Origin of the sequence: Pseudomonas sp. AL 58, assembly GCF_036348395.1 — a bacterium.
Classification (GTDB): domain Bacteria; phylum Pseudomonadota; class Gammaproteobacteria; order Pseudomonadales; family Pseudomonadaceae; genus Aquipseudomonas; species Aquipseudomonas defluvii.
Window position 1 is genome coordinate 84240 of record NZ_JAZBQR010000003.1, and the last position, 25243, is coordinate 109482.

24 protein-coding genes are annotated in these 25243 nt (G+C 59.7%); 17 read left to right on the plus strand and 7 right to left on the minus strand.

The features are described from left to right. Positions 1–191: 191 nt before the first annotated feature. The 5 genes from trxA to UIA24_RS03460 all read left to right on the plus strand — a co-directional run bounded on the left by trxA (position 192) and on the right by UIA24_RS03460 (position 5496). Positions 192–521 (plus strand): thioredoxin TrxA, encoded by a 330-nt coding sequence (trxA, locus tag UIA24_RS03440; RefSeq protein WP_099773297.1) that lies wholly within the window; start codon positions 192–194, stop codon positions 519–521. 229 nt (positions 522–750) lie between these two features. Beyond that, the gene (rho, locus tag UIA24_RS03445) at positions 751–2010 is read left to right on the plus strand and encodes a transcription termination factor Rho (RefSeq protein WP_065758020.1); all 1260 of its coding nucleotides are present in this window, start codon (positions 751–753) and stop codon (positions 2008–2010) included. Between the two features lie 127 nt (positions 2011–2137). Next, a complete protein-coding gene (ubiD, locus tag UIA24_RS03450; RefSeq protein ID WP_099773298.1) occupies positions 2138–3604 on the plus strand; it encodes a 4-hydroxy-3-polyprenylbenzoate decarboxylase in 1467 nt (488 codons plus the stop codon). Next, positions 3604–4575: a CDP-6-deoxy-delta-3,4-glucoseen reductase gene (locus UIA24_RS03455; RefSeq protein ID WP_065758018.1), complete on the plus strand. Its 972-nt coding sequence runs from the start codon at positions 3604–3606 to the stop codon at positions 4573–4575. Before ubiD ends, UIA24_RS03455 begins: the two co-directional genes overlap by 1 nt. Positions 4576–4848: 273 nt before the next feature. Next, entirely contained in the window at positions 4849–5496 is a 648-nt protein-coding gene (locus tag UIA24_RS03460) for a gamma-glutamylcyclotransferase (RefSeq protein WP_099773300.1), read from the plus strand. Between the two features lie 45 nt (positions 5497–5541). On the opposite strand, the gene UIA24_RS03465 is transcribed toward UIA24_RS03460, so the two are convergent. Both UIA24_RS03465 and UIA24_RS03470 read right to left on the minus strand, forming a co-directional pair. Further along, positions 5542–7917 (minus strand): penicillin acylase family protein, encoded by a 2376-nt coding sequence (locus UIA24_RS03465; RefSeq protein WP_330522192.1) that lies wholly within the window; start codon positions 7915–7917, stop codon positions 5542–5544. 109 nt (positions 7918–8026) lie between these two features. Continuing rightward, positions 8027–8596 (minus strand): DUF6436 domain-containing protein, encoded by a 570-nt coding sequence (locus UIA24_RS03470; protein ID WP_330522193.1) that lies wholly within the window; start codon positions 8594–8596, stop codon positions 8027–8029. A gap of 97 nt (positions 8597–8693) precedes the next feature. Here UIA24_RS03470 and UIA24_RS03475 point away from each other — a divergent pair, with 97 nt between their 5' ends. Then, positions 8694–9635 carry an alpha/beta hydrolase gene (locus UIA24_RS03475; RefSeq protein ID WP_065758014.1) on the plus strand — a complete coding sequence of 314 codons (942 nt, stop codon included), beginning with the start codon at positions 8694–8696 and terminating at the stop codon, positions 9633–9635. Here the strand turns inward: UIA24_RS03475 and UIA24_RS03480 are convergent. Then, on the minus strand, positions 9628–10377 hold the full coding sequence (locus tag UIA24_RS03480; protein ID WP_330522194.1) for a DUF2059 domain-containing protein: 750 nt from the start codon (positions 10375–10377) through the stop codon (positions 9628–9630). The two genes, UIA24_RS03475 and UIA24_RS03480, sit on opposite strands and share 8 nt — an antisense overlap. A gap of 113 nt (positions 10378–10490) precedes the next feature. Here UIA24_RS03480 and UIA24_RS03485 point away from each other — a divergent pair, with 113 nt between their 5' ends. Further along, on the plus strand, positions 10491–11123 hold the full coding sequence (locus UIA24_RS03485; RefSeq protein WP_330522195.1) for a 2OG-Fe(II) oxygenase: 633 nt from the start codon (positions 10491–10493) through the stop codon (positions 11121–11123). A 1-nt stretch (position 11124) separates the two neighbouring features. Beyond that, the gene (locus UIA24_RS03490; RefSeq protein WP_330522196.1) at positions 11125–11613 is read left to right on the plus strand and encodes a DUF523 domain-containing protein; all 489 of its coding nucleotides are present in this window, start codon (positions 11125–11127) and stop codon (positions 11611–11613) included. A gap of 3 nt (positions 11614–11616) precedes the next feature. Here the strand turns inward: UIA24_RS03490 and UIA24_RS03495 are convergent, their stop codons facing one another. Next, entirely contained in the window at positions 11617–12387 is a 771-nt protein-coding gene (locus UIA24_RS03495; protein ID WP_065758010.1) for a transporter substrate-binding domain-containing protein, read from the minus strand. Positions 12388–12619: 232 nt separating this feature from the next. Between UIA24_RS03495 and UIA24_RS03500 the strand changes: the two genes are divergently transcribed. Then, positions 12620–13093 (plus strand): DUF4399 domain-containing protein, encoded by a 474-nt coding sequence (locus UIA24_RS03500; protein WP_330522197.1) that lies wholly within the window; start codon positions 12620–12622, stop codon positions 13091–13093. A 59-nt stretch (positions 13094–13152) separates the two neighbouring features. Here UIA24_RS03500 and serA read toward each other — a convergent pair whose 3' ends face one another. After that, positions 13153–14382: a phosphoglycerate dehydrogenase gene (gene serA / locus UIA24_RS03505; RefSeq protein WP_065758008.1), complete on the minus strand. Its 1230-nt coding sequence runs from the start codon at positions 14380–14382 to the stop codon at positions 13153–13155. A gap of 172 nt (positions 14383–14554) precedes the next feature. Here serA and UIA24_RS03510 point away from each other — a divergent pair, with 172 nt between their 5' ends. The 4 genes from UIA24_RS03510 to UIA24_RS03525 all read left to right on the plus strand — a co-directional run bounded on the left by UIA24_RS03510 (position 14555) and on the right by UIA24_RS03525 (position 18765). Continuing rightward, positions 14555–15952 carry an FAD-binding oxidoreductase gene (locus UIA24_RS03510; RefSeq protein WP_330522199.1) on the plus strand — a complete coding sequence of 466 codons (1398 nt, stop codon included), beginning with the start codon at positions 14555–14557 and terminating at the stop codon, positions 15950–15952. A gap of 42 nt (positions 15953–15994) precedes the next feature. Further along, on the plus strand, positions 15995–16660 hold the full coding sequence (locus UIA24_RS03515) for a fumarylacetoacetate hydrolase family protein (RefSeq protein WP_065758006.1): 666 nt from the start codon (positions 15995–15997) through the stop codon (positions 16658–16660). A gap of 234 nt (positions 16661–16894) precedes the next feature. Continuing rightward, positions 16895–17770 (plus strand): SdiA-regulated domain-containing protein, encoded by an 876-nt coding sequence (locus tag UIA24_RS03520; protein ID WP_442963003.1) that lies wholly within the window; start codon positions 16895–16897, stop codon positions 17768–17770. A gap of 80 nt (positions 17771–17850) precedes the next feature. Next, positions 17851–18765 carry an SdiA-regulated domain-containing protein gene (locus UIA24_RS03525; protein ID WP_099773306.1) on the plus strand — a complete coding sequence of 305 codons (915 nt, stop codon included), beginning with the start codon at positions 17851–17853 and terminating at the stop codon, positions 18763–18765. A 38-nt stretch (positions 18766–18803) separates the two neighbouring features. Here the strand turns inward: UIA24_RS03525 and rpiA are convergent, their stop codons facing one another. Continuing rightward, the gene (gene rpiA, locus UIA24_RS03530; protein ID WP_099773307.1) at positions 18804–19475 is read right to left on the minus strand and encodes a ribose-5-phosphate isomerase RpiA; all 672 of its coding nucleotides are present in this window, start codon (positions 19473–19475) and stop codon (positions 18804–18806) included. A gap of 136 nt (positions 19476–19611) precedes the next feature. Here rpiA and ilvA point away from each other — a divergent pair, with 136 nt between their 5' ends. Both ilvA and UIA24_RS03540 read left to right on the plus strand, forming a co-directional pair. Beyond that, positions 19612–21126 carry a threonine ammonia-lyase, biosynthetic gene (ilvA, locus tag UIA24_RS03535; RefSeq protein ID WP_065758002.1) on the plus strand — a complete coding sequence of 505 codons (1515 nt, stop codon included), beginning with the start codon at positions 19612–19614 and terminating at the stop codon, positions 21124–21126. A 47-nt stretch (positions 21127–21173) separates the two neighbouring features. After that, complete coding sequence (locus UIA24_RS03540) at positions 21174–21584, plus strand: DUF2269 family protein (RefSeq protein WP_065758001.1); 411 nt, start codon at positions 21174–21176, stop codon at positions 21582–21584. Positions 21585–21658: 74 nt separating this feature from the next. On the opposite strand, the gene UIA24_RS03545 is transcribed toward UIA24_RS03540, so the two are convergent. Next, positions 21659–22315, minus strand: coding sequence for an HAD family hydrolase (locus UIA24_RS03545; RefSeq protein ID WP_065758000.1), 657 nt, complete (start codon positions 22313–22315; stop codon positions 21659–21661). A gap of 140 nt (positions 22316–22455) precedes the next feature. On the opposite strand from UIA24_RS03545, the gene UIA24_RS03550 reads away from it, so the two are divergent. Both UIA24_RS03550 and ptsP read left to right on the plus strand, forming a co-directional pair. Beyond that, on the plus strand, positions 22456–22935 hold the full coding sequence (locus UIA24_RS03550) for an RNA pyrophosphohydrolase (RefSeq protein ID WP_065757999.1): 480 nt from the start codon (positions 22456–22458) through the stop codon (positions 22933–22935). Positions 22936–22957: 22 nt separating this feature from the next. Beyond that, positions 22958–25237, plus strand: coding sequence for a phosphoenolpyruvate--protein phosphotransferase (ptsP, locus tag UIA24_RS03555; protein ID WP_065757998.1), 2280 nt, complete (start codon positions 22958–22960; stop codon positions 25235–25237). Positions 25238–25243: the final 6 nt, after the last annotated feature.

Sequence of the window (25243 nt, forward strand, 5' to 3'; positions counted from 1 at the left end):
TGACGCCAACGCGCAGTGTAGGAAGGCTTGATATGGCGCAGGTTGCACGGGGGAATGTGACGTTGTTGTGACAAATCGATATGCAAAGTCATCCACAACTATAGTTACACTCAATCGCCTGCGACTTCCTGTCCGCCATCTGGGCGGCTATGATGGGCGACGTTTTTTTGCTTACGACCTTGGAGACTTCCATGAGCAGCGATCTTATCAAACACGTCACTGACGCCAGCTTCGAGCAGGAAGTGCTGAAGGCTGAGGGCCCAGTGCTGGTGGACTACTGGGCTGAATGGTGCGGCCCTTGCAAAATGATCGCTCCAGTGCTGGACGACATCGCCGCCACTTATGAGGGCAAACTGACCGTCGCCAAGCTGAACATCGACGAAAACCAGGAAACGCCAGCCAAGCACGGCGTGCGTGGTATTCCTACCCTTATGCTGTTCAAAAACGGCAACGTCGAGGCCACCAAGGTCGGCGCACTGTCGAAGTCTCAGCTGGCGGCCTTCCTGGACGCCAATATCTGAGTCAAAAAAGCCCCGCATTTGTCGGGGCTTTTCTTTGCTCGGTGACTAGACGCCAGAAAAAGCAAGTGGTACATTCGGCCTCGCACTGTTTCTTCGGTGCCCTCTGCACGCCGTCGCCGACGCATCCCCAATTCGAATCAGTACGCGATCCTGTCGCCTTCTTTGCGGCGCGGCTTCATTAAGCCAGAAGCTTAATTCTCCCTTCTTACATGATTACGTCACTCCCCTTATGAACCTGACTGAACTCAAGCAAAAGCCGATTACCGATCTGCTCGAAATGGCCGAACAGATGGGCATAGAAAATATGGCCCGTTCGCGCAAGCAAGATGTGATTTTCTCCCTGTTGAAAAAGCATGCGAAAAGCGGCGAGGAAATCTCCGGTGATGGCGTGCTGGAGATTCTCCAGGACGGTTTCGGTTTCCTGCGTTCGGCGGATGCCTCTTACCTGGCCGGCCCTGACGATATCTACGTTTCGCCTAGCCAGATCCGCCGCTTCAACCTGCGCACCGGTGACACCATCGTTGGCAAGATCCGCCCACCGAAAGAAGGTGAGCGTTACTTCGCACTGTTGAAAGTCGACACCATCAACTTCGACCGTCCAGAAAACGCGAAGAACAAGATCCTGTTTGAAAACCTGACGCCGTTGTTCCCGAACGTGCGCCTGAAGATGGAAGCCGGTAACGGTTCCACCGAAGACCTTACTGGCCGGGTCATTGACCTCTGCGCGCCAATTGGTAAAGGTCAGCGCGGCCTGATCGTCGCACCGCCAAAAGCGGGCAAGACCATCATGCTGCAGAACATCGCGGCCAACATCACCCGTAACAACCCCGAGTGCCACCTGATCGTTCTGCTGATCGACGAGCGCCCGGAAGAAGTGACCGAAATGCAGCGCACGGTGCGTGGCGAAGTGGTTGCCTCGACCTTCGACGAGCCGCCAACCCGCCACGTACAAGTGGCTGAAATGGTGATCGAGAAGGCCAAGCGCCTGGTCGAGCACAAGAAGGATGTAGTCATCCTGCTCGACTCCATCACCCGTCTGGCCCGTGCCTACAACACCGTCATCCCGAGCTCCGGCAAGGTACTGACCGGTGGTGTCGATGCCCACGCCCTGGAGAAGCCAAAGCGTTTCTTCGGTGCTGCGCGTAACATCGAGGAAGGCGGTTCGCTGACCATCATCGCCACTGCGTTGGTTGAAACCGGTTCGAAGATGGACGAAGTGATCTACGAAGAGTTCAAGGGCACCGGTAACATGGAACTGCCTCTGGACCGCAAGATCGCTGAAAAACGCGTCTTCCCGGCCATCAACATCAACCGTTCCGGTACTCGCCGCGAAGAGCTGTTGACCGCCGACGACGAACTGCAGCGCATGTGGATTCTGCGCAAGCTGCTGCACCCGATGGACGAAGTTGCGGCCATTGAGTTCTTGATCGATAAGCTCAAGCAGACCAAGACCAACGACGAGTTCTTCCTCTCGATGAAGCGCAAGTAAATTCGAGCAGGTCGCAAGAGCCGGGGAAACCCGGCTTTTTGCTATCTGCACATTGGCTATTCTGGCCGACCGGGTATAAGGCTACACTTTGCCACCCCGTCCGATACGGCCAACATGAGGCTTACGCATGCAGTATCGCGATTTGCGCGACTTTATCCGCGGCCTGGAACAGCGTGGCGAACTCAAGCGCATCCAGGTTCCGATTTCTCCTGTCCTGGAAATGACCGAAGTCTGCGACCGCACCCTGCGGGCCAAAGGCCCGGCCCTGCTCTTCGAGCGACCTACCGGGCATGATATTCCGGTGCTTGGCAACCTGTTTGGCACGCCTGAGCGCGTGGCCATGGGCATGGGTGCCGAGTCGGTCAGCGAGCTGCGCGAAATCGGCAAGTTGCTGGCTTTCCTCAAGGAGCCAGAGCCACCGAAAGGCTTGAAGGACGCCTGGTCGAAACTGCCGATCTTCAAGAAGGTCGTGTCGATGGCACCCAAGGTCGTCAAAGACGCGGTCTGCCAGGAAGTGGTTATCGAGGGTGATGATGTCGACCTGGGCATGCTGCCGGTGCAGACCTGCTGGCCAGGCGACGTCGCGCCGCTGATTACCTGGGGCCTGACGGTTACCCGTGGGCCTAACAAGGATCGCCAGAACCTCGGCATCTATCGTCAGCAGGTGATTGGCCGCAACAAGGTCATCATGCGCTGGTTGAGCCACCGAGGCGGTGCGCTCGACTACCGTGAGTGGTGCGATAAGAACCCGGGTAAGCCATTTCCGGTGGCGGTGGCCTTGGGCGCTGACCCGGCAACCATTCTCGGCGCTGTGACCCCGGTTCCCGACACCCTCTCCGAATACGCCTTTGCCGGCCTGCTGCGGGGCAACCGCACCGAGCTGGTCAAATGCCGTGGCAGTGATCTGCAAGTGCCGGCGAGCGCCGAGATCATCCTGGAAGGGGTGATTCATCCTGGTGAAATGGCCCCAGAGGGGCCTTATGGCGACCATACCGGCTATTACAACGAAGTCGACAGCTTCCCGGTGTTTACCGTCGAGCGAATCACCCACCGGACCAAGCCGATCTACCACAGCACCTATACCGGGCGGCCGCCGGATGAGCCCGCGATTCTCGGTGTGGCACTCAACGAAGTGTTCGTCCCGATCCTGCAGAAGCAGTTTCCGGAGATCACCGACTTCTACCTGCCGCCGGAAGGCTGTTCCTACCGCATGGCGGTAGTGACCATGAAGAAGCAGTACCCGGGGCATGCCAAGCGGGTGATGTTGGGTGTGTGGTCGTTTTTGCGACAGTTCATGTACACCAAATTCGTTATCGTCACTGATGATGACATCAATGCCCGCGACTGGAATGACGTGATCTGGGCCATTACCACGCGCATGGACCCCAAGCGCGACACGGTGATGATCGACAACACGCCAATCGATTACCTGGATTTCGCTTCGCCGATCTCCGGGCTGGGTTCGAAGATGGGCCTGGACGCAACCCATAAGTGGCCAGGCGAGACCACCCGTGAGTGGGGCCGCGTCATCGTCAAGGATGAGGCTGTCACACGGCGAATCGATGAGTTGTGGAACCAGTTGGGAATAGACTGATGCAGGTAACGTTGCAGCCTTCCGGTGCGGTATTGACGATCAAGCCCGGAGAACGGATTCTGGAAGCGGCGCAGCGTCTCGGTTACGACTGCCCACAGAGCTGTCGCAATGGCAACTGCCATGTCTGCGCCGCACTGCTGGTTGACGGTCGTGTGCGCCAGGAAGGGCAGGTGCGTGATCACGGCGAACTGTTCACTTGTATTGCCGAACCCCTCGAGGATTGCACCTTGCTATGGGACGGTGTGTTGGCGCTGGGCGAGCTGCCAGTGCGCAAGCTGGCTTGCCAGGTGAGTGAGTGTGTCGAGCTTGGCGGTGACGTCTGGCGCGTGCGCCTGCGTGCGCCTGCCGGCAAGCCACCGCGCTATCACGCTGGGCAGTACCTGATGATCGAGCGGGAAAACGGCGAGAAATCGGCTTTTTCCCTGGCCTCGGCGCCACATTGTGGGCGTGATCTGGAGTTGCACGTGCTGGCCCGTGAGAACAGTGCGCGTGATTTGATTGCCCAACTGCAGCGTCAGGGCATGGCCCGTGTTGAGCTGCCGTTCGGTGATACGCACTTGGCCGAGTTGCCGGAAGGCCCGTTAGTGTTGATCGCTGCAGGCACCGGTATGGCGCAGATGCACAGCCTGATCGAGCATTGCCGCGCGCAAGGTTTCAAGTACCCGGTGCACCTGTACTGGGGTGTGCGTCGTCCAGAAGATTTCTACGCGCTTGAGCACTGGGACGAGTGGCAGCAGCTACCTAACCTGTACCTGCACAAGGTCGTCAGTGACCTGTGTGGCTGGGAGGGGCGCTGCGGCCTGTTGCACGAAGCCGTGTGTGAAGACATTACCGAACTGACTTCGGTACAGGTCTACGCCAGCGGTTCGCCGGCCATGATCTATGCCACGCTCGATGCTTTGGTGAGTGCCGGCATGGATGCGCATCAAATGCGTGCCGATGTCTTCGCCTATGCGCCGCGAAACGGCTAACGGGATCAAGGCGCGCTGCAACAGCGCGCCTTACTAACTAACCGTTATTGTCGCTTGCCATTATGAAAGGCCATTGTTGCAGGGGCTGAAATTAACTTTCGCGGCACTTGCAAGTGTCTGCTATTACTTGCTGAAACACTTGTACAGCGGCTCTTTCAGACCGTTTGAGGGCTTGTTTTTCGTGGGCTATCTACCGTACGGTAACTGCACGGACTGTGTATTTGTTTTAGAGTGAGTTACCTAATTAACTCACGGGGAATTCTGGCGACGGCTATGTCGGCAATTGAAACTGCATCTGTGAATGTGGCGTATCCTCCCTTGCTTGATTTCGGGTCGCAATTGACTCAAGAGCAACTTCTGCACTCGGTTCATCGCACCATGGCCTTGCATCAAGGGGGGCCGGTCTGGCTATTTGCCTACGGTTCGTTGATCTGGCGTCCAGAGTGCTCCGCCGAGGAGCGGCGTCGGGCGCGGGTGCATGGTTATCATCGCGGCCTCTACCTGTGGTCCCATGAGCACCGTGGCACGCCGGAGTGCCCAGGGCTGGTCTTTGGCCTGGACCGCGGCGGCTCCTGCAGCGGGTTTGCCTACCGTCTGCCGGAAGAGCATCTGCACGATTCGTTGCTGGCGCTCTGGCAGCGAGAAATGCCCTATCCGGCCTATCGGCCACATTGGCTGAGTTGCCGACTGGATGACGGCAGCAAGGTTCAGGCACTGGGTTTTGTCCTGGAGCGGCACTTGCCGTGTTACGCCGGCAATCTGCCGGATACGTTGCTCAGCCAGATCTTTGCCCAGGCCAAGGGGCGGTATGGCAGCACCCGCGACTATGTCGAGCAGACCCTGAACGCCCTGCGCAGCCATGCCATGCCCGATCGCAATCTGGAAGCACGCTTTCGTCGCTGTCATTCCCGCGAGGTGTAGGGGCCAGCAAGGCTGGCCTTTACCGACTTGTTGGTCGCAGGGCTGTCAGGGCTCCGGTGTCAGATGCAATATGCTTTTCGCCGGGATCACCCCCATTTGCGCCCGCTGGTACTTCCCGTCCATGTAATCCCGGGCCTGGTCGGCATAGTGGGTATCGAACAACACGCCACTTTGCCCAACCGGGTTGATGCTCAAGGACTGGCCTGCATCGGCAAAGTCGATCAGGCGGCGTGTCGAGGGGCCATAGGTCACCGGCCATGGTGCCGGGCCAATCTTCGCCGAGAAGTTGTTCGGCACTTCATGGCTGCCTGGGGCATTGAACGGCCCTACGTTAAACAGCCTGTCCAGCGGTTTCTGTTGGCCCAGCGGGTGGCCGTGAGTCAGGGTGTGTGCTTTGCCCCATTGCCAGCTTGCCGGGTCGCTGCCAAGGGTTTTGCGCAGGTGCGCCAGGCTGTTATGCCAGGCTTGGACAACAGCATCCTTGCGGTTGCCACGTTCGTTGCTGCCTCTATGCTCCCACCACGGCGAGTCAGGGTCAGCGGCCAGGCGCGGTAGCGCTGCGTCAATGACGCGGGTCGAGATCAGGGTGTCAAACCACAGATCGCCCAGCTCATCGTGCAGGGCGGCGCGGCTCAGCTCATAGAGGAATTGGTTGAACACGGTGGCGCTGATCGAGTCCAGCGGATAGTCGCCAGGCCAGGCGGCCAGTTGCTCGACCAGTTCCTTTTCCTGTTCCCCCTCGGCGACTTCTCGCAGTACCGACAACAGCGGTGCGAGGGTGCGCGGGCCATAGCCGGTGGTGGTGCCCAACTGCAATGCCTGGCTGTTGTGTATATCCCATTGGGTCTGGTCGGTTGCAAGGTGGTGGGCCAGCTGTTGACCACGGTCGGCCGGGTTGTAATAGCCGGGAATGGGCATGCCGGTCGGTGACTGTGGCTGGGCATTGGCCGAGACGATATAACCGCTGGCCGGGTTTTCCTGTTGGGGGTTGGCGCTGAACGGGTAGAAGCCGAGCTTGTCGGCTTGTGCACTGCTGCCATCGAGGATGAATGCCGGGTTGACGCCCTCCGGACGGATCGGCAACCGGGCGGCGGCCCACCAGCCGATGTCGCCACGGGCATTCGCCCAGACCAGGTTCAGGCCTGGCGCGTGGATCTTCGCGGCAGCGCTGCGCATTTTGTCCCGGGTATTGGCGCGGTTGATTTCGTAGAAACCATCCAGTATCGGGTTTTCACTTTCGAGAAACGTCCACCACATGGCGATCGGGGTGGTGCTGGCGGTTTTGCCTAGCACGTCGTTGACGATTGGCCCATGCGGTGAGCTGCGCAGTGCGAGGGTCACCGGGTGTTCGCCCTTGACCATGATCTGCTCTTCGCTACGTGTCAGCGCTTGCCATTGGCCGTTGATACGAACCTCATTGGGCTGTGTCGGGTTGACCTGTTCGGCGATCAAGTCGAGGTCGTCGTTCTGGAACATGGTCAGGCTCCAGCCGAACTCGCGGTTATGCCCCAGCGAGGCAAAGGGGTTCAGCGCCTGGTGGTAGCCGTACAGATTGAAGCCGGGTGCGGACAGCTCGGCTTCGTACCACACGGCTGGCACGGCAAAACTGATATGCGGGTCGCCTGCCAGCAGCGGCATACCGCTACGGGTGTGGCTACCGGCCACGGCCCAGGCGTTACTGCCTTCGAATTGCGGGATACCCGCGTCAAACAGTGCCTGCTGGCTGCGTTGGGCTAGCAGGTTGAGGCTTTGCCAGTCGGCGGCAGCGAGCTTCGGTGCTGCCTGTACCGCGCCTTCAGGGTGCCAGTCCAGGTCGAAGATTTTCAGGTAGTCCGGGCCCAGTTGGTCGCGGATATAGGTGAGCACCGGTTCGGTCCTGAAGGCGGCAGCAAAGCTGTACGCCATGTAGCCGGCGATGCTCAGGGTGTCCTCGGCCGTAAAGGGGCGTGGCGTGATACCCAGTATGTCGAACTCTATCGGTTTGGGGTGGGAGGCCTGCCAGGCGTTAACGCCGTCCAGGTAGGCTTGCAGGGCTATCCAGGCGGGCGATTGTTTGTCCTGACGGCTCACCATCAGTTTGGCCTGGTCGCGGATGCGCAGGCTGCGGAACAGCGTGTCGGTTGGCACCAGTTTCGGCCCGAGCACCTCGGCCAGTTCACCTCTGGCCAGACGGCGCATGATTTCCATCTGGAACAGGCGGTCCTGGGCATGTACGTAACCCAGTGCTCGGTAAAGGTCGGTCTCGTTACGCGCTCGGATATGCGGTACGCCACGCTCGTCATAGCGCACGCTGACGGGTGCTTGCAGGTTGGCCAGTGTTACCTCGCCCTGACGTTGCGGCAACTTGCTCTGTACATACCAGAAGCCACCGGCGGCCAGTGCCGTGAGGGTGACGGCGAGTAAGCTCAGGCTGCGTTTCATCGAGACTCCTTGTGTGGGGCGAGTGACGGCTTCAACAACGGGCGCGTGTGTTTTCGGACAGAGGATAGACGTTGCAAAGGCCACCCATCGGCCAGGGGTGGGTGAGAAATCAGGTGCCCCATGGGCAGTAGCAGCCCACTGCCAAGGTATGCGTGGCGCTGACTGAGCGTCCTTGGCTCAGTGCCTGCAGAATCGGCTCGATGAAGCTGTTGTTCGAATTGCAGGTCGCGCCTTCGCTGTAAGGGCCGAAATAGGCCAGCTTGCCGTCTCGGTCCCAGATCGCCACGGCTGGGCTGGCGGGCAGCTGTTCAGCGCCTGGCAGTGTCGGCAAGGGCTTCAGGGCGCTCAGGTTGGGCGGCAGCTGGCCGCGGCTGCCTGCTTTCTGTACTGCATAGAAGGCTACGCCTTGGGGCGCAAAATGTGCGATCAACTCACTCAGGTGCTGTTGGTTGCCAACATTGCACGGGCAGGCCGGGTCCCAGAAGTGCACCACGCGGATCGGCCCGGGGCCGGCGAGGTTGGCAGGCAGGTGCAGGTTGTCACCGGAAAACAGTGCGGACTGGTTGTCGAACGTGCGCAGGTAGCGGCTCTGGAAGCTGTCATAGGCCCACCACAGGATGGCTGCGCAAAGCAGCAGGGTCAGGCCGGTTAACAGCGTTTTTGCACGTGGTCGAGGCATGTCCATGGGTCCACAAAAGGGCGCATAGCTTGCCATGCCAGTGACGACAGATGAATATCGTGGATCAATCCTTTGTTTTTGTGCCTGGATGCCCGCTATGTCCGCTTCGTTCCAGCCAGATGCTTTGCGCGCCAGCTTGCAGCCGCTATCGGCTCGTCAGCCGCTGTCAGCGCAGGCGGCGGCGTATCAGCACTTTTATGGTCTGGACCTGCCGGCGCGCCCGGTACCGGTGGAGCGCTGGTTGGGGCGATTCCAGGTGGCCGGCTATGACGTGGTCGGCCAGGTCTGGCTGGCGCCGGCCCCGGTGGCGACACTGATCCTGTTGCACGGCTTCTACGACCATATGGGCTTGTACCGGCATGTCATCGACTGGGCGCTGGACCAGGGCTTCAGTGTGATTGCCTGTGACCTGCCCGGGCATGGCCTGTCCAGTGGCGAGCGGGCCAGTATCGATGACTTTGCGGTGTATCAACAGGTGCTTGAGGCCTTGTTCGCGCAAGCGGCCGCACTAGGCCTGCCACAGCCCTGGCACCTGTGCGGGCAAAGTACGGGCGGCGCCATCGTGATCGACCATGTACTGAATCACGGCGATGACAGCCCGATCCAGGGCCGGGTGATTTTGCTGGCACCGCTGGTGCGACCTCGCGCCTGGGGCTGGTCGAGGTTCAGCTACTACCTGTTGCGACCGTTCGTGAAGGGCATTGAGCGGCGTTTCAGCGAGAACACCAACGACCCGACGTTTCTGCCGTTCCTGCTGGCAGACCCCTTGCAGCCGCGGCGTTTGCCCACGGCCTGGGTTGGAGCACTGATTGAATGGGTCAAGCGTATCGAGGCGGCGCCGCCGAGTACGCGTCGGCCGCTGATCATTCAGGGGCAGTCGGACATGACCGTTGACTGGCCGCATAACCTGTTGGTGCTACGGGAGAAATTCGCCCAGCCTCAGGTGCTGATGCTGCCCGAGGCGCGACACCACCTGGCCAATGAACTGCCGACGATTCGCCAGCGCTACTTCGCGTTCATTGGCGAGCACCTTACTTGAGGTCGGCGCTGTTCTGGCCGACTGCCAGGCCGGCACGAATCGCCGCGAGGGCGGCCTTGTAGTAGGCCTGACCTTCTGCAGACTCGGCGAAACTGGCGAACTCTTCCAGCTCCGGGTCCGACAGGTCGCGGTAGACGTAGAGCAGGGTGTTGTTCAGGTCGTTGCCGATCTGCTCCATCAGCCGTGCGCGCTGGCCGTCAAGCATGCCCTGAGCCTGAGCACCACCGAGCAGTCCCGGAATCATCTGGCTGAGGCTGTCCGCCGCCACGCCGGCAATCGCCAGGCTGACTTCGGCACCGGCTTCGCGGGCCGGCAGGGCCTTGGCCAGGTGACCAATGATCAACAGGCGGGTATCGCTGGCCTGAATACGCGGCAAGCCCTTGGCATTCTTGGCCAATTGGTCGCGGCGCGTGGCCAGCAGCTCGGCAGCGACGATCTTGCGTCCCAGCGGCGACTGGAAAAACGCCAGGGCTGGTGTCGGATTGCTCAGGTTGGCGCGTAACTGGGCTGCGGCACGCGCGTCTACAGCCTTTGGCTCGAAACGCTGGTTGCTGTTGTTGACCAATGCTTGAAACACCGCAGGCGGCAGGCTGTTTTGGTAGCGCTGCTGGGCGGCATCGAGGGCATCGGTAAAGTGGGCGCGCTGCTCAGGCCAGCCGGCGACCTTGTAGAGTTGGTCGAGGCTGTCTGCCCAGACAGGCATGGTGCAGCTCAATAGCAGCAGAAAAAACAAACGACGCATTAAAGACTCCTGTCGGCAGAGCGCTATTGTCCGTGGCTTGGCGGGCCTTTGTCGAGACGCGATGTGTTCTGTCAGCCAAGTGGCGCTGTCGATTTTTTTGGCAGATAGATACTATGCGCGGCATGCGCATATCCTCTGATCACCCACTGTTGTTACGTATCGTTGATGACCTGGCCAGCCATGGCTGGTCGCAGCAGAATATTTTCCTGCCAGAAACCCTGACGCGGGCGCTGGCGGCTGAGTGCCGCAAGCGTGAGACCGAGGGTGATCTAGCCCCGGCAGCCGTCGGGCGCGGCGCCAGCCAGGAGGTTCGCGAGGGCATTCGCGGCGACCATATCCAGTGGATCGAGCCCGGTGAGTCCGAGGCTTGCGATCAGTACCTGGGGGTGATGGACAGCCTGCGCGAGGCAATGAACCGCAGCTTGTTCCTTGGGCTTGAGGACTTTGAATGCCACTTTGCGTTCTATCCGCCAGGTGCGTTCTATCGCCAGCACCTGGACCGCTTCCGCGACGATGACCGACGTATGGTGTCGGCGGTGCTTTACCTCAATGAAGCCTGGCTGCCAGAGAACGGCGGACAACTGCGCATGAGCCTCAAGGGTGGGGTCGAGCATGATGTACAGCCAACTGGCGGTTGCCTGGTGGTGTTCCTCTCCGGGGACATTCCCCATGAGGTGCTGCCGGCCACTCGTGATCGCCTGTCCCTGACGGGCTGGTTTCGCCGACGCGGCAACGAGCCGTTCTGACATGCACAAGGTGTTGGTCAGTGCCTGCCTGCTCGGCCAGCCGGTGCGTTATGACGGTCGTGCCAGCGGGTATCCGGATTGCCTGCTGCAATGGCAACGGCAAGGTCGTGTCGTGCCCTTGTGCCCCGAGGTGGCAGGTGGTTTGCCGACACCGCGGCCACCTGCGGAAATCCCCGGAGGCCAGGGCGCTGCCGTACTTGAGGGGCGTGTAGTGGTCGTGAACGTCGATGGCGAGGATGTCAGTACGGCCTTTTTGGCCGGTGCCGAGCGGGCATTGCAGCTGGTGCGGCAACACGGCATCCATATTGCCGTGCTCAAGTCTGGTAGCCCGTCCTGTGGCAATGCCCTGACCTATGACGGCACGTTCAGTGGCACCAAGGTGCCGGGCGAGGGTGTTACCACGGCACTGCTGCGCCGCGAGGGCGTTCAGGTCTTCAGCGAGCTGGAGCTGGACGCCGCATTACAGGCATTGAATGCGCTTGAGGCTTAAGGCTTAAGGCTTCGGCGGTTTGCTGGCATCCATCCCGAACCATTTTTCCGACATCGCGCTCAACCGACCATCGTTCTTGATGCGCTGCAGTGCGCTGTCCAGAGCGCTGTGGAAAGCCGGGTTACCCTTCTGGAAGGGAATCGCCAGGTTGAGCACAGGGCCGACAGTTGCACCTTCGGTAACGGGCAGTTTGCTGTCGCGCACGGCATAGGGCACCAGCAAACGATCACTGATGACGGCGTCGATCTGATCGTCGGCCATGTCCTTTATGGGCTGGTGCGTATCCGGATAGCCGCGCAGGTCTACGCCTTCAATGACGCGCGCCTGTTCGGCAAACTGGCTGCCCTGAACGAAGCCCAGGGTGTGCCCCTTCAGGGCATCAAGGGTTGTCAGTGGGCGTTTTTCTTCCTTGCGCACGATAAGTTGGGCGCTGGAGTAGCTGTAGGGCGCGCTGAAATCCAGGCGATCCTTGAGCTCAGGGGTTGCGCTGATCTGATTGAGGGCGATGTCGTATTTGCCGCTTTCCACGCCCATGATCAGGTCGGTGGCGTCGGTCACGATAAACGAGGCGTTGACGTCCAGTTCATTTGCCAGGGCGCGTCCCAGTTCAATCTCGAAGCCGCTCAGTTGGTCATTGTCCTTGAAATTGAACGGTGGGTTGGATGCCTGGACGGCAATGCGCAGTTCGTTGCGGTCGTTAACGTCGTCGATCAGTTCCGCGTGCGCTGCTGTACTGAGCAGGGCTGCAAGCAATACCCCTATGGTCAAACGCATTGTTGCCCCTGTTTTATTTTGGCAGTTGAAGATCGGTTCGCCGCGACTTTATGCAAATGCTGCGGTCGAACGCCACCTAGGACCTTGGTCGGTAGTGGATGTTAGACGTTTCCTACAAAATATTTTGTAGGAAGACAGACAAACACAGACCGTTCCAATTGATCTATGGTTACTGGCTGCTGCCGCACTATTTTGCAGCCTCTGTTAGTGAAGTAAATCACAGGAGTAGTGAATGAAAAGCCTGATTTCGTGTGCAGCTATTGCTGGTCTGCTAATGGGCGTCTCCGTTCTGGCAGCAGCCGAGGGCCTGAAAAGCCAGGAACCACCTGCAGGGGCCAAGGTTTCCATTCTGTCCCCTGCCGATGGGGCTACGGTGGACAAGACCTTTACCGTCAAGTTTGGTATCGAAGGCATGGCGCTCAAGCCTGCCGGCGATGATACCCCGCACACCGGTCACCACCACCTGTTGGTCGACGTGAGCAAAGAGCCTGCTGCTGACCAGGTGCTGCCAGCCACGGTGTTGCCGGCCGACAATCAGCCGCTGCCGCCGGGTGAGCATGTTGTTCATTTCGGTAAGGCGCAGACTGAAACCCAGATCACCTTGACGCCAGGCAAGCACACGCTGCAACTGGTGCTGGGCGACAAGTTCCACGTGCCATTCAAGCCGAGTGTTGAATCGAAGAAGATCACAGTGACCGTCAAGTAAACACGGCACACAAAAAAAGGGAGGCCATCAGGGCCTCCCTTTTTTATGCCGCAGGATGCTTAGAACAGAACGCGGGAACGGATGGTGCCCTTGATCTGTTGCAGTTTTTCCTGGGCCAGGTCGGAGTACTCGGCATCTACGTCGATAACCACGTAACCCACCTTCTCGTTGGTCTGCAGGAACTGACCGGAGATGTTGATGGCGTTTTCGGCGAAGACCTTGTTGATCTCGCTGAGAACACCCGGGATGTTTTGGTGGATGTGCAGCAGACGGTGCTTGCCTGGGTGGGCCGGAAGGGCCACTTCAGGGAAGTTGACCGAGGATACCGACGTACCGTTGTCGCTGTACTTGACCAGCTTTTCTGCCACTTCCAGGCCGATGTTGGCCTGCGCTTCGGCAGTCGAGCCACCGATGTGCGGGGTCAGGATGACGTTGTCCAGGCCGCGCAGCGGGCTTTCGAACTCTTCATCGTTGGAGCGTGGCTCGACCGGGAACACGTCGATGGCGGCGCCGATCAGGTGCTTGTCCTTGATGGCCGCAGCCAGGTGGTCCAGTTCGACCACGGTGCCACGGGCGGCGTTGATCAGGATGCCGCCTTTCTTGATGGCGCGAATTTCCTTCTCGCCGATCATCCACTGGGTGGCTGCGGTTTCTGGAACGTGCAGCGAGACGATGTCGCACATGCCCAGCAGCTCGTGCAGGTTGTTCACCTGAGTGGCGTTACCCAGCGGCAGCTTGGTGATGGTGTCGTAGAAGTAAACCTGCATGCCCAGGCCTTCAGCCAGGACCGACAGTTGGGTGCCGATCGAGCCGTAGCCGACGATACCCAGCTTCTTGCCACGGATCTCGAAGGAGTTGGCCGCGCTCTTGATCCAGCCACCACGGTGGCAGGACGCGTTCTTCTCCGGGATGCCGCGTAGCAGCAGGATGGCCTCGGCCAGTACCAGTTCGGCAACGGAACGGGTGTTGGAGTAAGGTGCGTTGAACACGGCGATACCGCGTTCGCGAGCCGCGTTGAGGTCGACCTGGTTGGTACCAATGCAGAAACAGCCGACAGCGACCAGTTTCTTGGCGCAGTCGAAAACCTCTTCGGTCAGCTGAGTGCGCGAGCGGATACCGATGAAGTGAGCATCGGCGATCTTTTCCTTCAGATCGGCGTCGGGCAGAGAGCCGGTGAGGTACTCAATGTTGGTGTACCCGGCGGCCTTAAGGACGTCCACGGCAGTTTGGTGGACGCCTTCGAGGAGAAGGAACTTGATCTTGCTCTTATCGAGAGAAGTCTTGCTCATCTGCGTAAACCTGTGTCCCGGAGAAAAAATGGCAGGGAAGAGAAGCTGTCGCAGATCGGCCTGAAGCACGATTAGCGGGGGGCATATGCTAGCATAACGACCCCTTGATACGCCCATCCCTGGCACGTGAAGAGTCCTCAGGGTGACTATGAATTGTTCGAGAGTTCTATCGATGACCAATCCTGCGCTGATTGATGAGCTGTTGACTCTGGTTGAACCTGGCAAGGTACTGACCGACGCTGCTTCCCTCGATACGTACGGCAAGGATTGGACCAAACATTTTGCGCCGGCACCGCTGGCCATCGTGTTTCCTAAGAGCATCGAACAGGTACAGGCCATCGTCCGCTGGGCCAACCAGCGCAAGGTTGCGCTGGTGCCGTCGGGCGGGCGAACCGGGCTTTCCGCCGCAGCCGTGGCGGCCAATGGCGAAGTGGTAGTGGCCTTCGACTACATGAACCAGATTCTCGGTTTCAACGCCGGTGATCGTACGGTCGTCTGCCAGCCTGGGGTGATTACCGCGCAACTGCAGCAGTTCGCGGCAGACCAGGGGTTGTACTACCCGGTTGACTTTGCTTCAGCAGGATCAAGCCAGATTGGTGGCAATATCGGCACCAATGCCGGCGGTATCAAGGTTATTCGCTACGGCATGACCCGTAATTGGGTGGCTGGCCTGAAAGTCGTCACCGGCAAGGGCGACCTGCTTGAGTTGAACAAGGACTTGATCAAGAACGCCACCGGTTACGATTTGCGTCAGTTGTTCATTGGGGCTGAAGGCACTCTGGGCTTTGTGGTTGAAGCCACGATGCGCCTGGACCGCGCGCCGAAGAACCTCACCGCGATGGTCCTGGGCACCCCGGACTTCGACTCGATCATGCCGGTGCTTCATGCTTTCCAGGGCAAGCTGGACCTCACCGCCTTTGAGTTCTTCTCCGACAAGGCCCTGGCCAAGATCATGGCGCGTGGCGATGTGCCTGCACCCTTTGACACCGACTGCCCGTTCTATGCCTTGCTGGAGTTCGAGGCGAGCACCGAAGAGGTGGCCAACGACGCCCTGGCAACCTTCGAGCACTGTGTGGAGCAAGGCTGGGTGATCGACGGCGTGATGAGCCAGAGCGAGCAACAACTGAAAAACCTCTGGAAACTGCGTGAGTACATCTCCGAGACCATCTCGCACTGGACGCCCTACAAGAACGACATTTCGGTCACCGTATCGAAAGTGCCGGCGTTCTTGAAGGATATCGATGCGATTGTCGGCGAACACTACCCTGATTTTGAAGTCGTCTGGTATGGCCACATCGGCGACGGCAATTTGCACCTGAACATCCTCAAGCCGGAAAACCTGAGTAAGGACGAGTTCTTCGCCAAGTGCGCTACCGTCAACAAATGGGTTTTCGAAACGGTAGAGAAGTACAACGGCTCGATTTCTGCCGAGCACGGTGTTGGCATGACCAAGCGCGACTACCTGACCTACAGCCGTTCGCCCGTGGAAATCGAGTACATGAAGGCGGTTAAGGCCGCCTTCGACCCGAATGGGATCATGAACCCGGGCAAGATCTTCCCGGTCGAGTGACGCGTTTCCCCAAAAAGTGATTAACAGCGCCAGGAGTCGGCAATGAGCTACCAGCACCAGTATCTAGACGGCACGCGTATTCACTTCCCGTTGGGCAAGGTGGTGTGCATTGGCCGTAATTACGCCGAACATGCCAAGGAACTGAATAACCCGGTACCGACTGAACCCTTGTTGTTCATCAAGCCCGGCAGTTGTGTCGTGCCGCTCGAGGGTGGTTTCAAGATCCCCACCGAACGTGGCTCGGTGCACTACGAGGCGGAAATCGCCGTGTTGCTGGGCAAGTCGCTGTCGACCCAGCCCGACGAAGAAGAAGTGCTCGATGCGATCTCCGGCTTCGCCCCGGCACTGGACCTGACCCTGCGTGACGTCCAGTCCAAACTGAAGGAAAAGGGTTTGCCCTGGGAATTGGCCAAGTCGTTCGATGGTGCCTGCGTTCTGGCGCCGTTCGTGCCGGCCAGTACCTTCGAGGACCTGACCGATATCGGCATTCGTCTGAGCATCAATGGCGAGGTACGCCAGGATGGCAACAGCGAGCTGATGCTTAATCCGATTGTTCCGATGATCCAGTACATGGCGGCACAGTTTTCCCTGCAGGCCGGTGATGTGATCCTCACCGGTACGCCAGCAGGCGTCGGCCCGCTGAATCAGGGGGACGAACTGGTGCTGGAGCTGCCTGGCATCAGCCGTTTCGAAAGCAAGGTACTCTGAGCGCCGGTACGCTGGACCTGTGTGGCAGTCGTAATGGCTGCCACCTGCTTTATCGTTACAGTCAGCCTGCTTTTACCGATTTTTTCACAAGTCATCCGGATAATGCCTGCGCATTGGTTCACGTGAACCTGCCGGTGCTGTGCTATTAAATCGGTAAAAAACAAGCAGGAATCCTCGATGACCACACCGTTTCCTTCCGGCGATTCTCTGCCGTCTGTGCGCAAGCGTCCTTTAATGTTGCGTTGGTCGACCTGGTTGGCGACTGCGGCGGTCATCGGCTATGGCGTGGCCTATGCCATGCATTGGGATGATCGTGGCCTGCTCTGGATCAAAGAGCGTTTCGAGAGCCCGGCAGAACAACGGGCTAGCGTCTGGTTGCCGGACTACCACGCCGACATTGATGCCAAGGTGCTGCCTGGCATGGAAGATGACGAAGCTTCAGATGTCTCCTACGACCCGCAAACCAAAACCCTGTTCGCGGTGATGGGCAAGAACCCGTTCCTGGTTCAACTGACGCTGGACGGTGATGTGCTGCGCAAAATGCCCCTTAATGGCTGGAGCAACCCCGAGGGGGTTGCCGTGCTGGAGGGTGGGCGCATGGCAATTGTTGATGAGCGCGATCATACCGTGACCATCATCCGGGTCGATGCCGATACCAAGGCACTGAACAGCGCCGACTTCCCGCAATACGACCTTGGGCCGTCGAAGAATCAGAACAAGGCGTTCGAGGGGGTTGCCTGGGAGCCAAAACGCCAACGGTTGGTGTTGGGTGAGGAGCGGCCACCAAAGTTGTTCACCTGGAGTAGCGATGGTTCGGGCCAATTGAGCGGTCAGAAACAGTCGCTGTCCAGCGACGAACTCGATCTGCGCAATGTATCTGCCCTTGGCATCGATCCACGTACGGGCCATATGCTGGTGCTGTCGGCCGACTCCAACATGTTGCTCGAGCTGGATCAGCAGGGCCAACAGGTCAGCTTCATGACCCTGCAGGGCGGCTTCAACGGTTTGCAAAAGCGTATTCCACGGGCTGAAGGGGTTGCCATGGATGAGCAGGGCACGCTGTATATGGTCAGCGAGCCGAACCTGTTCTATCGCTTCCGCAAGCACTAAGCGTGCTTGCCCTGGTGCTTTAAGCTTCGATTCAGGTGGGTATGGTTAGCTTTAGGTCGATTTTTGTTGAGTCTGCCTGAATGCGACGTTTTATCCGTTTACCTCTGCTTGCTTTGCTTATCAGCCTGTCGGCCCTTTCTTTGTTGGCTTTGGCGGCGCACGAGTATCGATTGCTCGAGCGCGGTTGGTTCAACCTCAAGACCTGGTGGCAGCCGGTCGAGCACGGTATTGGCCTGGATCGCTATCAGGTCGTACTTGAAGCCAAGCCTATCGAGGGGCTGGACGATGACCTCTCTGCACTGACCTACGACCCTGATCGTAAAAGCCTGTTCAGTGTCACCAACAAGCGTTCAGAACTGATAGAGCTGTCGCTGGATGGCGTCATCGTGAGGCGCTTGCCGTTGATTGGTTTCGGCGACCCGGAAGCCGTTGAGTATGTCGGGCCTGGCAGCTATGTCATCACCGACGAGCGCCAACAGCGGCTGATCCTTGTTCAACTGAATGATGACACCCGCGTGCTGGATGCCAGTACCGCTGAGCAGCTGTCTCTGGGGGTTGGTCTGAACGGCAACAAAGGGTTCGAGGGTTTGGCCTATGACTCGGCAGGCAAGCGTCTGTTCGTGGCCAAGGAGCGCGACCCGATGTTGATCTACGAGGTGCAGGGGTTCCCTCATGAGGGCGACGGGCAGCCTTATTCCGTGCATGTAGTGCAGGATCGCCAGCGTGATTCACGGTTGTTCATGCGTGATTTGTCGAGCCTGGTGTTCGATGAGCGCAGCGGCCATTTGCTGGCCTTGTCGGACGAATCGAAACTGGTACTGGAGCTGGATACTGAAGGGAAACCGTTGAACAGCTTGTCTCTGCACAAGGGTTTTCAAGGGCTGCAGCAGAGCGTGCCGCAGGCAGAAGGTATTGCCCTGGACGATGCCGGGACGCTCTACCTGGTCAGTGAACCCAACCTGTTCTACATCTTCAAGAAGCAACCGGCCCCGTAAACGACCATCGTTGGGGGCCGGCCCGCTTGACGGGTGTATCAGTTACGCAGTGTTTTTACGCCTTCCGGGGTACCCAGCAGTAGCAGATCGGCAGGGCGCGCGGCGAACAGACCATTGGTGACGACACCAACGATGGCGTTGATCTGGCTTTCCAGTTCCACCGGGTTGGTGATCTGCAGGTTGTACACATCGAGGATGATGTTGCCGTTGTCGGTTACCACGCCTTCGCGGTACACCGGGTCGCCGCCCAGTTTGACCAGTTGGCGGGCAACGTGACTGCGGGCCATCGGGATCACTTCCACTGGCAGCGGGAAGGCGCCCAGTACCGGAACCAGCTTGCTGGCGTCAGCGATGCAGATGAAGGTCTTGGCTACGGCGGCAACGATCTTCTCGCGGGTCAGTGCAGCGCCGCCGCCCTTGATCAGGGCCAGGTGCTCGTTGCTTTCGTCGGCACCGTCGACATAGAACTCCAACTCGCTGACGGTGTTCAGCTCATACACCGGAATGCCATGGCCTTTCAGGCGCGCAGCAGTGGCTTCGGAACTGGCAACGGCACCGTCGAAGGCACCTTTGTGCTTGGCCAGGGCGTCGATGAAGCAGTTGGCGGTCGAGCCGGTGCCGACGCCGACGATGCTCTTGTCATCGAGCTTGGGCAGAATGAAATCGACAGCGGCCTGGGCGACAGCCTGTTTGAGTTGGTCCTGGGTCATGCGGGCTCCGAAGCGGGGAGGAGTATCTGAGGTTGCCTAGTATAACGGCTAAAACCCCAGGCTGGCGGTGGTCGCCCGACAGGGCGCTGGGGTAGACTCCCAGGCCTTGTCCCAGCCGCCCAGTGATGCTTTCCCGATGCTCGAACAGTACGTCAAGAAGATCCTCACCTCGCGCGTCTATGACGTCGCTGTCGAAACGCCATTGCAACGTGCCGGGCAGCTGAGCAAGCGCTTGGGCAATACCGTGCTGCTCAAGCGCGAAGACCTGCAGCCGGTGTTCTCCTTCAAGATTCGTGGCGCCTACAACAAGCTGGCCCAACTGACCCCCGAGGAACTCGCCCGTGGCGTGGTCACCGCGTCGGCGGGTAACCATGCCCAGGGTGTAGCACTTGCGGCGAAGGAGTTGGGCATCAAGGCAACCATCGTCATGCCCAAGACCACGCCCGAGATCAAGGTCGAAGGTGTGCGCTCGCGTGGCGGCAAGGTTGTGCTGCATGGCGATTCCTTTCCCGAAGCGCTGGCCTATTCGCTGAAACTGGTCGATGAGAAGGGCTTCGTCTACATCCACCCCTACGACGACCCGCACACCATCGCAGGCCAAGGCACCGTGGCCATGGAGATTCTGCGCCAGCACCCGGGCCAGTTGGACGCGATCTTCGTTCCGGTCGGTGGTGGTGGCCTGATTGCCGGTATCGCGGCCTACGTGAAGTACCTGCGCCCGGAGATCAAGGTGATCGGCGTCGAGCCGGATGACTCAAATTGCCTGCAAGCCGCCATGGCTGCGGGTGAGCGCGTGGTATTGCCGCAGGTCGGGTTGTTCGCCGATGGCGTGGCAGTTGCGCAAATCGGCCAGTACACCTTTGAGATCTGCAAAGACTACGTCGACGAGGTCATTACCGTCAGTACTGACGAGATCTGTGCGGCGATCAAGGATATTTACGACGATACCCGCTCGATCACCGAACCTGCGGGCGCCCTCGGTGTGGCGGGCATCAAGAAATACGTCGAACTGCGCGGTGTCAGCGGCCAGACGCTGGTGGCCATCGACTCCGGTGCCAACGTCAACTTCGACCGCCTGCGCCATGTGGCCGAGCGCGCCGAGCTGGGGGAAGGGCGTGAGGCAATCATTGCCGTGACCATCCCTGAGCAGCCGGGCAGCTTCAAGGCGTTTTGCGAGGCCATTGGCAAGCGCCAGATCACCGAGTTCAACTACCGTTACCACGCCGAGGGCGAAGCCCATATTTTTGTTGGCGTGCAGACCCATCCTGACACCGACCCGCGCAGCGCCTTGCTGCAAAGCCTGAGTGAGCAGGGCTTCCCGGTGCTCGACCTGACCGACAACGAACTGGCCAAGTTGCATATCCGGCACATGGTCGGAGGTCATGCGGCGGGTGTCAGCAACGAAATGGTGCTGCGCTTCGAGTTCCCGGAGCGTCCGGGTGCGCTGTTCAACTTCCTCAACAAGCTGGGTGGGCGCTGGAACATCTCGATGTTCCATTACCGTAACCACGGTGCGGCCGACGGCCGTGTGGTTGCAGGTTTGCAGGTGCCGGACGAAGAGCGCCATCTGGTGCCCGCAGCGCTGGCCAAGATCGGCTACCCCTACTGGGATGAAACCGAGAACCCGGCGTACCGGCTGTTCCTCGGCTGAGGCTGCTACGCTCAAGACGGTGCTTTGATGGGGTGGGATGCTTTCGTATGGAAACTTTAAGCGTGATGAAAATGTTGCATGGCCTGGCGACGGCGTTGTCGCTGGGGTGTGCATTGGGGCTGGTGTTCCAGGCGTGGCGTCAGCGCGCCAATACGGTAGCCGGCCCTGCGACGAGCCTGCAGCGGCCCTGGTTGTTCGTCTGGATTCTGATGGGCCTGAGCCTGTTCAGCCTGCCCTTCAGTGGCTGGTGGCTGGTGCACCTGATTGGTTGGCCGCTGGAACAGGCCTGGCTGCTTGGCGGGGCCGTACTCTACCTGCTGGGGTGCGTGTGCTGGTTGCTGCTGGTGGGGCGATTGGGCAAGGCCACAGCCAGTCGACGCTCGGTCGTGATACTGGCAGCGCTGAGCGCGGTTATTTTCCTCAGCATCATCGGCCTGATGGTCGCTAAACCGGTGTAATCGTCGCGCCTGTCGCCAGCACACCCTGTACCACTTGGGTGCAGGACGTGCTGGCGATTGATTGCCTTCAGCCCTTAGTCACGCAGGCTGATGACTCTCCAGCCACGCTTTTCGGCTTCGGCGCGCAGGTTCGGGTCCGGGTCGACTGCAATCGGGTGTTCGACCGCTTCCAGCAGCGCCAGGTCGTTCATCGAGTCGCTGTAGAAATGGCTGCCTTCCAGGCTGAAGCCGTTTTCCAGCAGCCAGCGATTAAGGCGTGTCACTTTGCCTTCACGGAAACACGGTATATCGGTACTGCGCCCGCTGTAACGGCCATCAATCATCTCGCATTCGGTGGCCAGCAGGGTTTGTACGCCCAAGCGCTTGGCAATCGGGCCGGTGATGAAACGGTTGGTGGCGGTGATGATCACCAGCTTGTCGCCTGCGCTACGGTGTTCTTCCAGCAGTTCAAGGGCTTTGGGCAGGATGATCGGCTCAACGCAGTCGCGCATGAAATCGCGGTGCCATTCGTCGAGTTGCGCCATTTCGGTTCTGGCGAGGATTTCCAGGCTGAAGTTCAGGTAGTCGTTCAGATTCAGCTTGCCGGCCAGGTAGTCCTGATAGAAGGCATCGTTGCGGTTCTGGTACTCGACAGGGTCGAGAATGCCGCGCTCGCAGAGGTAATCGCCCCATGCGTGATCGCTGTCACCGCCAAGGAGAGTATTGTCCAGATCGAATAAAGCCAGGCGCATTGCAGTCACTCGCATAACATCTGAAAAGTCCTTAAGAATACGGACTTTTCACATCGATGCACATAAGGTCCGCAGGCGCGTTGCTGGCCTTGTGGGCTTTGTGGAACAATGCGGGGACATGCGTTTGCGAGGTTGCTGCCGTGATCGACCCCGATGGTTTTCGCCCCAATGTCGGGATCATTCTGACGAATGATGCCGGGCAGGTGCTATGGGCTCGTCGTATCAACCAGGATGCCTGGCAGTTTCCCCAGGGCGGGATCAACCCCGAGGAAACACCAGAAGAGGCCTTGTACCGCGAGCTGAACGAAGAAGTGGGGCTTGAACGACATGATGTTGAAATTCTTGCCTGCACCCGTGGCTGGTTGCGTTATCGTTTACCCCAACGCCTGGTGCGTACCCACAGCCAACCGCTGTGTATCGGCCAGAAACAGAAATGGTTTCTCCTGCGCCTGGTGTCCAATGAGCAGCGAGTGCGGATGGATTTGACCGGGAAACCGGAGTTCGATGGCTGGCGTTGGGTCAGTTATTGGTACCCGCTGGGCCAGGTGGTGACATTCAAGCGCGAGGTTTACCGCCGCGCTCTCAAAGAGCTTGCACCGCGCCTGTTGGCGCGCGACTGACGACGGAGTTCGACCCCGAGCCATGCTCAATACGCTGCGCAAGATCGTCCAGGAAGTTAACTCCGCCAAGGATCTGAAAACGGCGTTGGGGATTATTGTCTTGCGCGTCAAAGAGGCCATGGGCAGTCAGGTCTGCTCGGTCTACTTGCTTGACCCGGAAACCAACCGCTTCGTCCTGATGGCCACAGAGGGCCTGAACAAACGGTCTATCGGCAAGGTCAGCATGGCCCCCAACGAAGGCCTGGTCGGCCTCGTGGGCACCCGTGAAGAGCCGCTGAACCTCGAAAACGCCGCCGATCACCCGCGTTATCGCTACTTTGCCGAAACCGGCGAAGAACGCTTTGCCTCGTTCCTCGGGGCGCCGATCATCCACCACCGTCGGGTGGTTGGTGTTCTGGTTATCCAGCAAAAAGAGCGCCGTCAGTTCGATGAGGGCGAAGAAGCCTTCCTCGTGACCATGAGCGCACAGCTTGCCGGGGTTATCGCCCATGCCGAGGCGACGGGCTCGATCCGTGGCCTGGGCCGCCAGGGCAAAGGTATCCAGGAAGCCAAATTCGTCGGTGTGCCGGGTTCGCCGGGTGCAGCGGTCGGTACCGCCGTGGTCATGCTGCCGCCGGCCGACCTCGACGTCGTTCCGGACAAGACCGTCACGGACATCGACGCCGAACTGAGCCTGTTCAACAACGCCCTTGAAGGCGTGCGCAACGACATGCGCACCCTCTCGGCCAAGCTGGCTACCCAGTTGCGCCCAGAAGAGCGGGCGTTGTTCGACGTCTACCTGATGATGCTCGAAGACGCTGCCCTGGGCGGTGAAGTCGTGCAGGTGATCAAGACCGGCCAATGGGCCCAGGGCGCCTTGCGCCAAGTGGTCGGCGAGCACGTCAGCCGTTTCGAGCTGATGGACGACGACTACCTGCGGGAGAGGGCTTCCGACGTGAAGGATCTGGGCCGGCGACTGCTGGCCTACCTGCAGGAGGCCCGCCAGCAGACGCTGGTCTATCCCGACAACACGATTCTGGTCAGCGAAGAACTGACCCCTGCCATGCTTGGCGAAGTGCCTGAGGGCAAGCTTGCGGGCCTGGTCTCGGTATTGGGTTCGGGTAACTCCCACGTTGCGATCCTGGCCCGGGCCATGGGTATTCCGACGGTCATGGGCCTGGTCGACCTGCCGTACTCCAAGGTCGACGGCATTCAGATGATCGTCGACGGCTACCACGGCGAGGTCTACACCAACCCCAGCGAGGTACTGCGCAAGCAGTATGCCGAGGTGGTGGAAGAGGAGCGCCAGTTGGCTCAGGGGCTCGACGCCCTGCGCGAGCTGCCGTGCATCACTACCGACGGCCATCGCATGCCGCTGTGGGTGAACACCGGCCTGCTTGCCGATGTCGCCCGCGCCCAGCAGCGCGGTGCCGAGGGTGTCGGCCTGTACCGCACCGAAGTCCCGTTCATGATCAACCAGCGCTTCCCCAGCGAGAAGGAACAGCTGGCGATCTACCGCGAGCAACTGGCGGCGTTTCATCCGCAGCCTGTGACCATGCGCAGCCTGGACATCGGCGGCGACAAGGCCTTGTCCTATTTCCCGATCAAGGAAGACAACCCCTTCCTCGGCTGGCGCGGTATCCGCGTGACCCTCGACCACCCGGAAATCTTCCTGGTGCAGACCCGCGCCATGCTCAAGGCCAGCGAAGGGTTGAACAACCTGCGCATTCTGCTGCCGATGATTTCCGGTATTCATGAGCTGGAAGAGGCCTTGCACCTGATCCACCGCGCCTGGGGCGAAGTGCGTGATGAAGGCACCGATGTGCCGATGCCGCCGGTGGGGGTGATGATCGAGATTCCTGCGGCGGTCTACCAGACCCGCGAACTGGCTCGCATGGTGGACTTCCTGTCGGTCGGCTCCAACGACCTGACCCAGTATCTGTTGGCCGTCGACCGCAACAACCCGCGGGTTGCCGACCTGTACGACTACCTGCACCCGGCGGTGCTGCAAGCGTTGCAGAATGTAGTCAACGACGCTCATGCCGAAGGCAAGCCGGTGAGTATCTGCGGTGAGATGGCCGGTGATCCGGCGGCGGCGGTGCTGCTCATGGCCATGGGCTTTGACAGCCTGTCGATGAACGCCACCAACCTGCCCAAGGTGAAGTGGATGCTGCGTCAGATCAGCCTGAGCCAGTCCAAGGACTTGTTGGCCCAGGCCATGAAGATCGACAACCCGCAAGTTATCCACAGCTCGCTGCAATTGGCCCTGAAGAACCTGGGCCTGGCGCGGATGATCAACCCGGCGTCGCCGAAGACCTTGTAGGGGCTG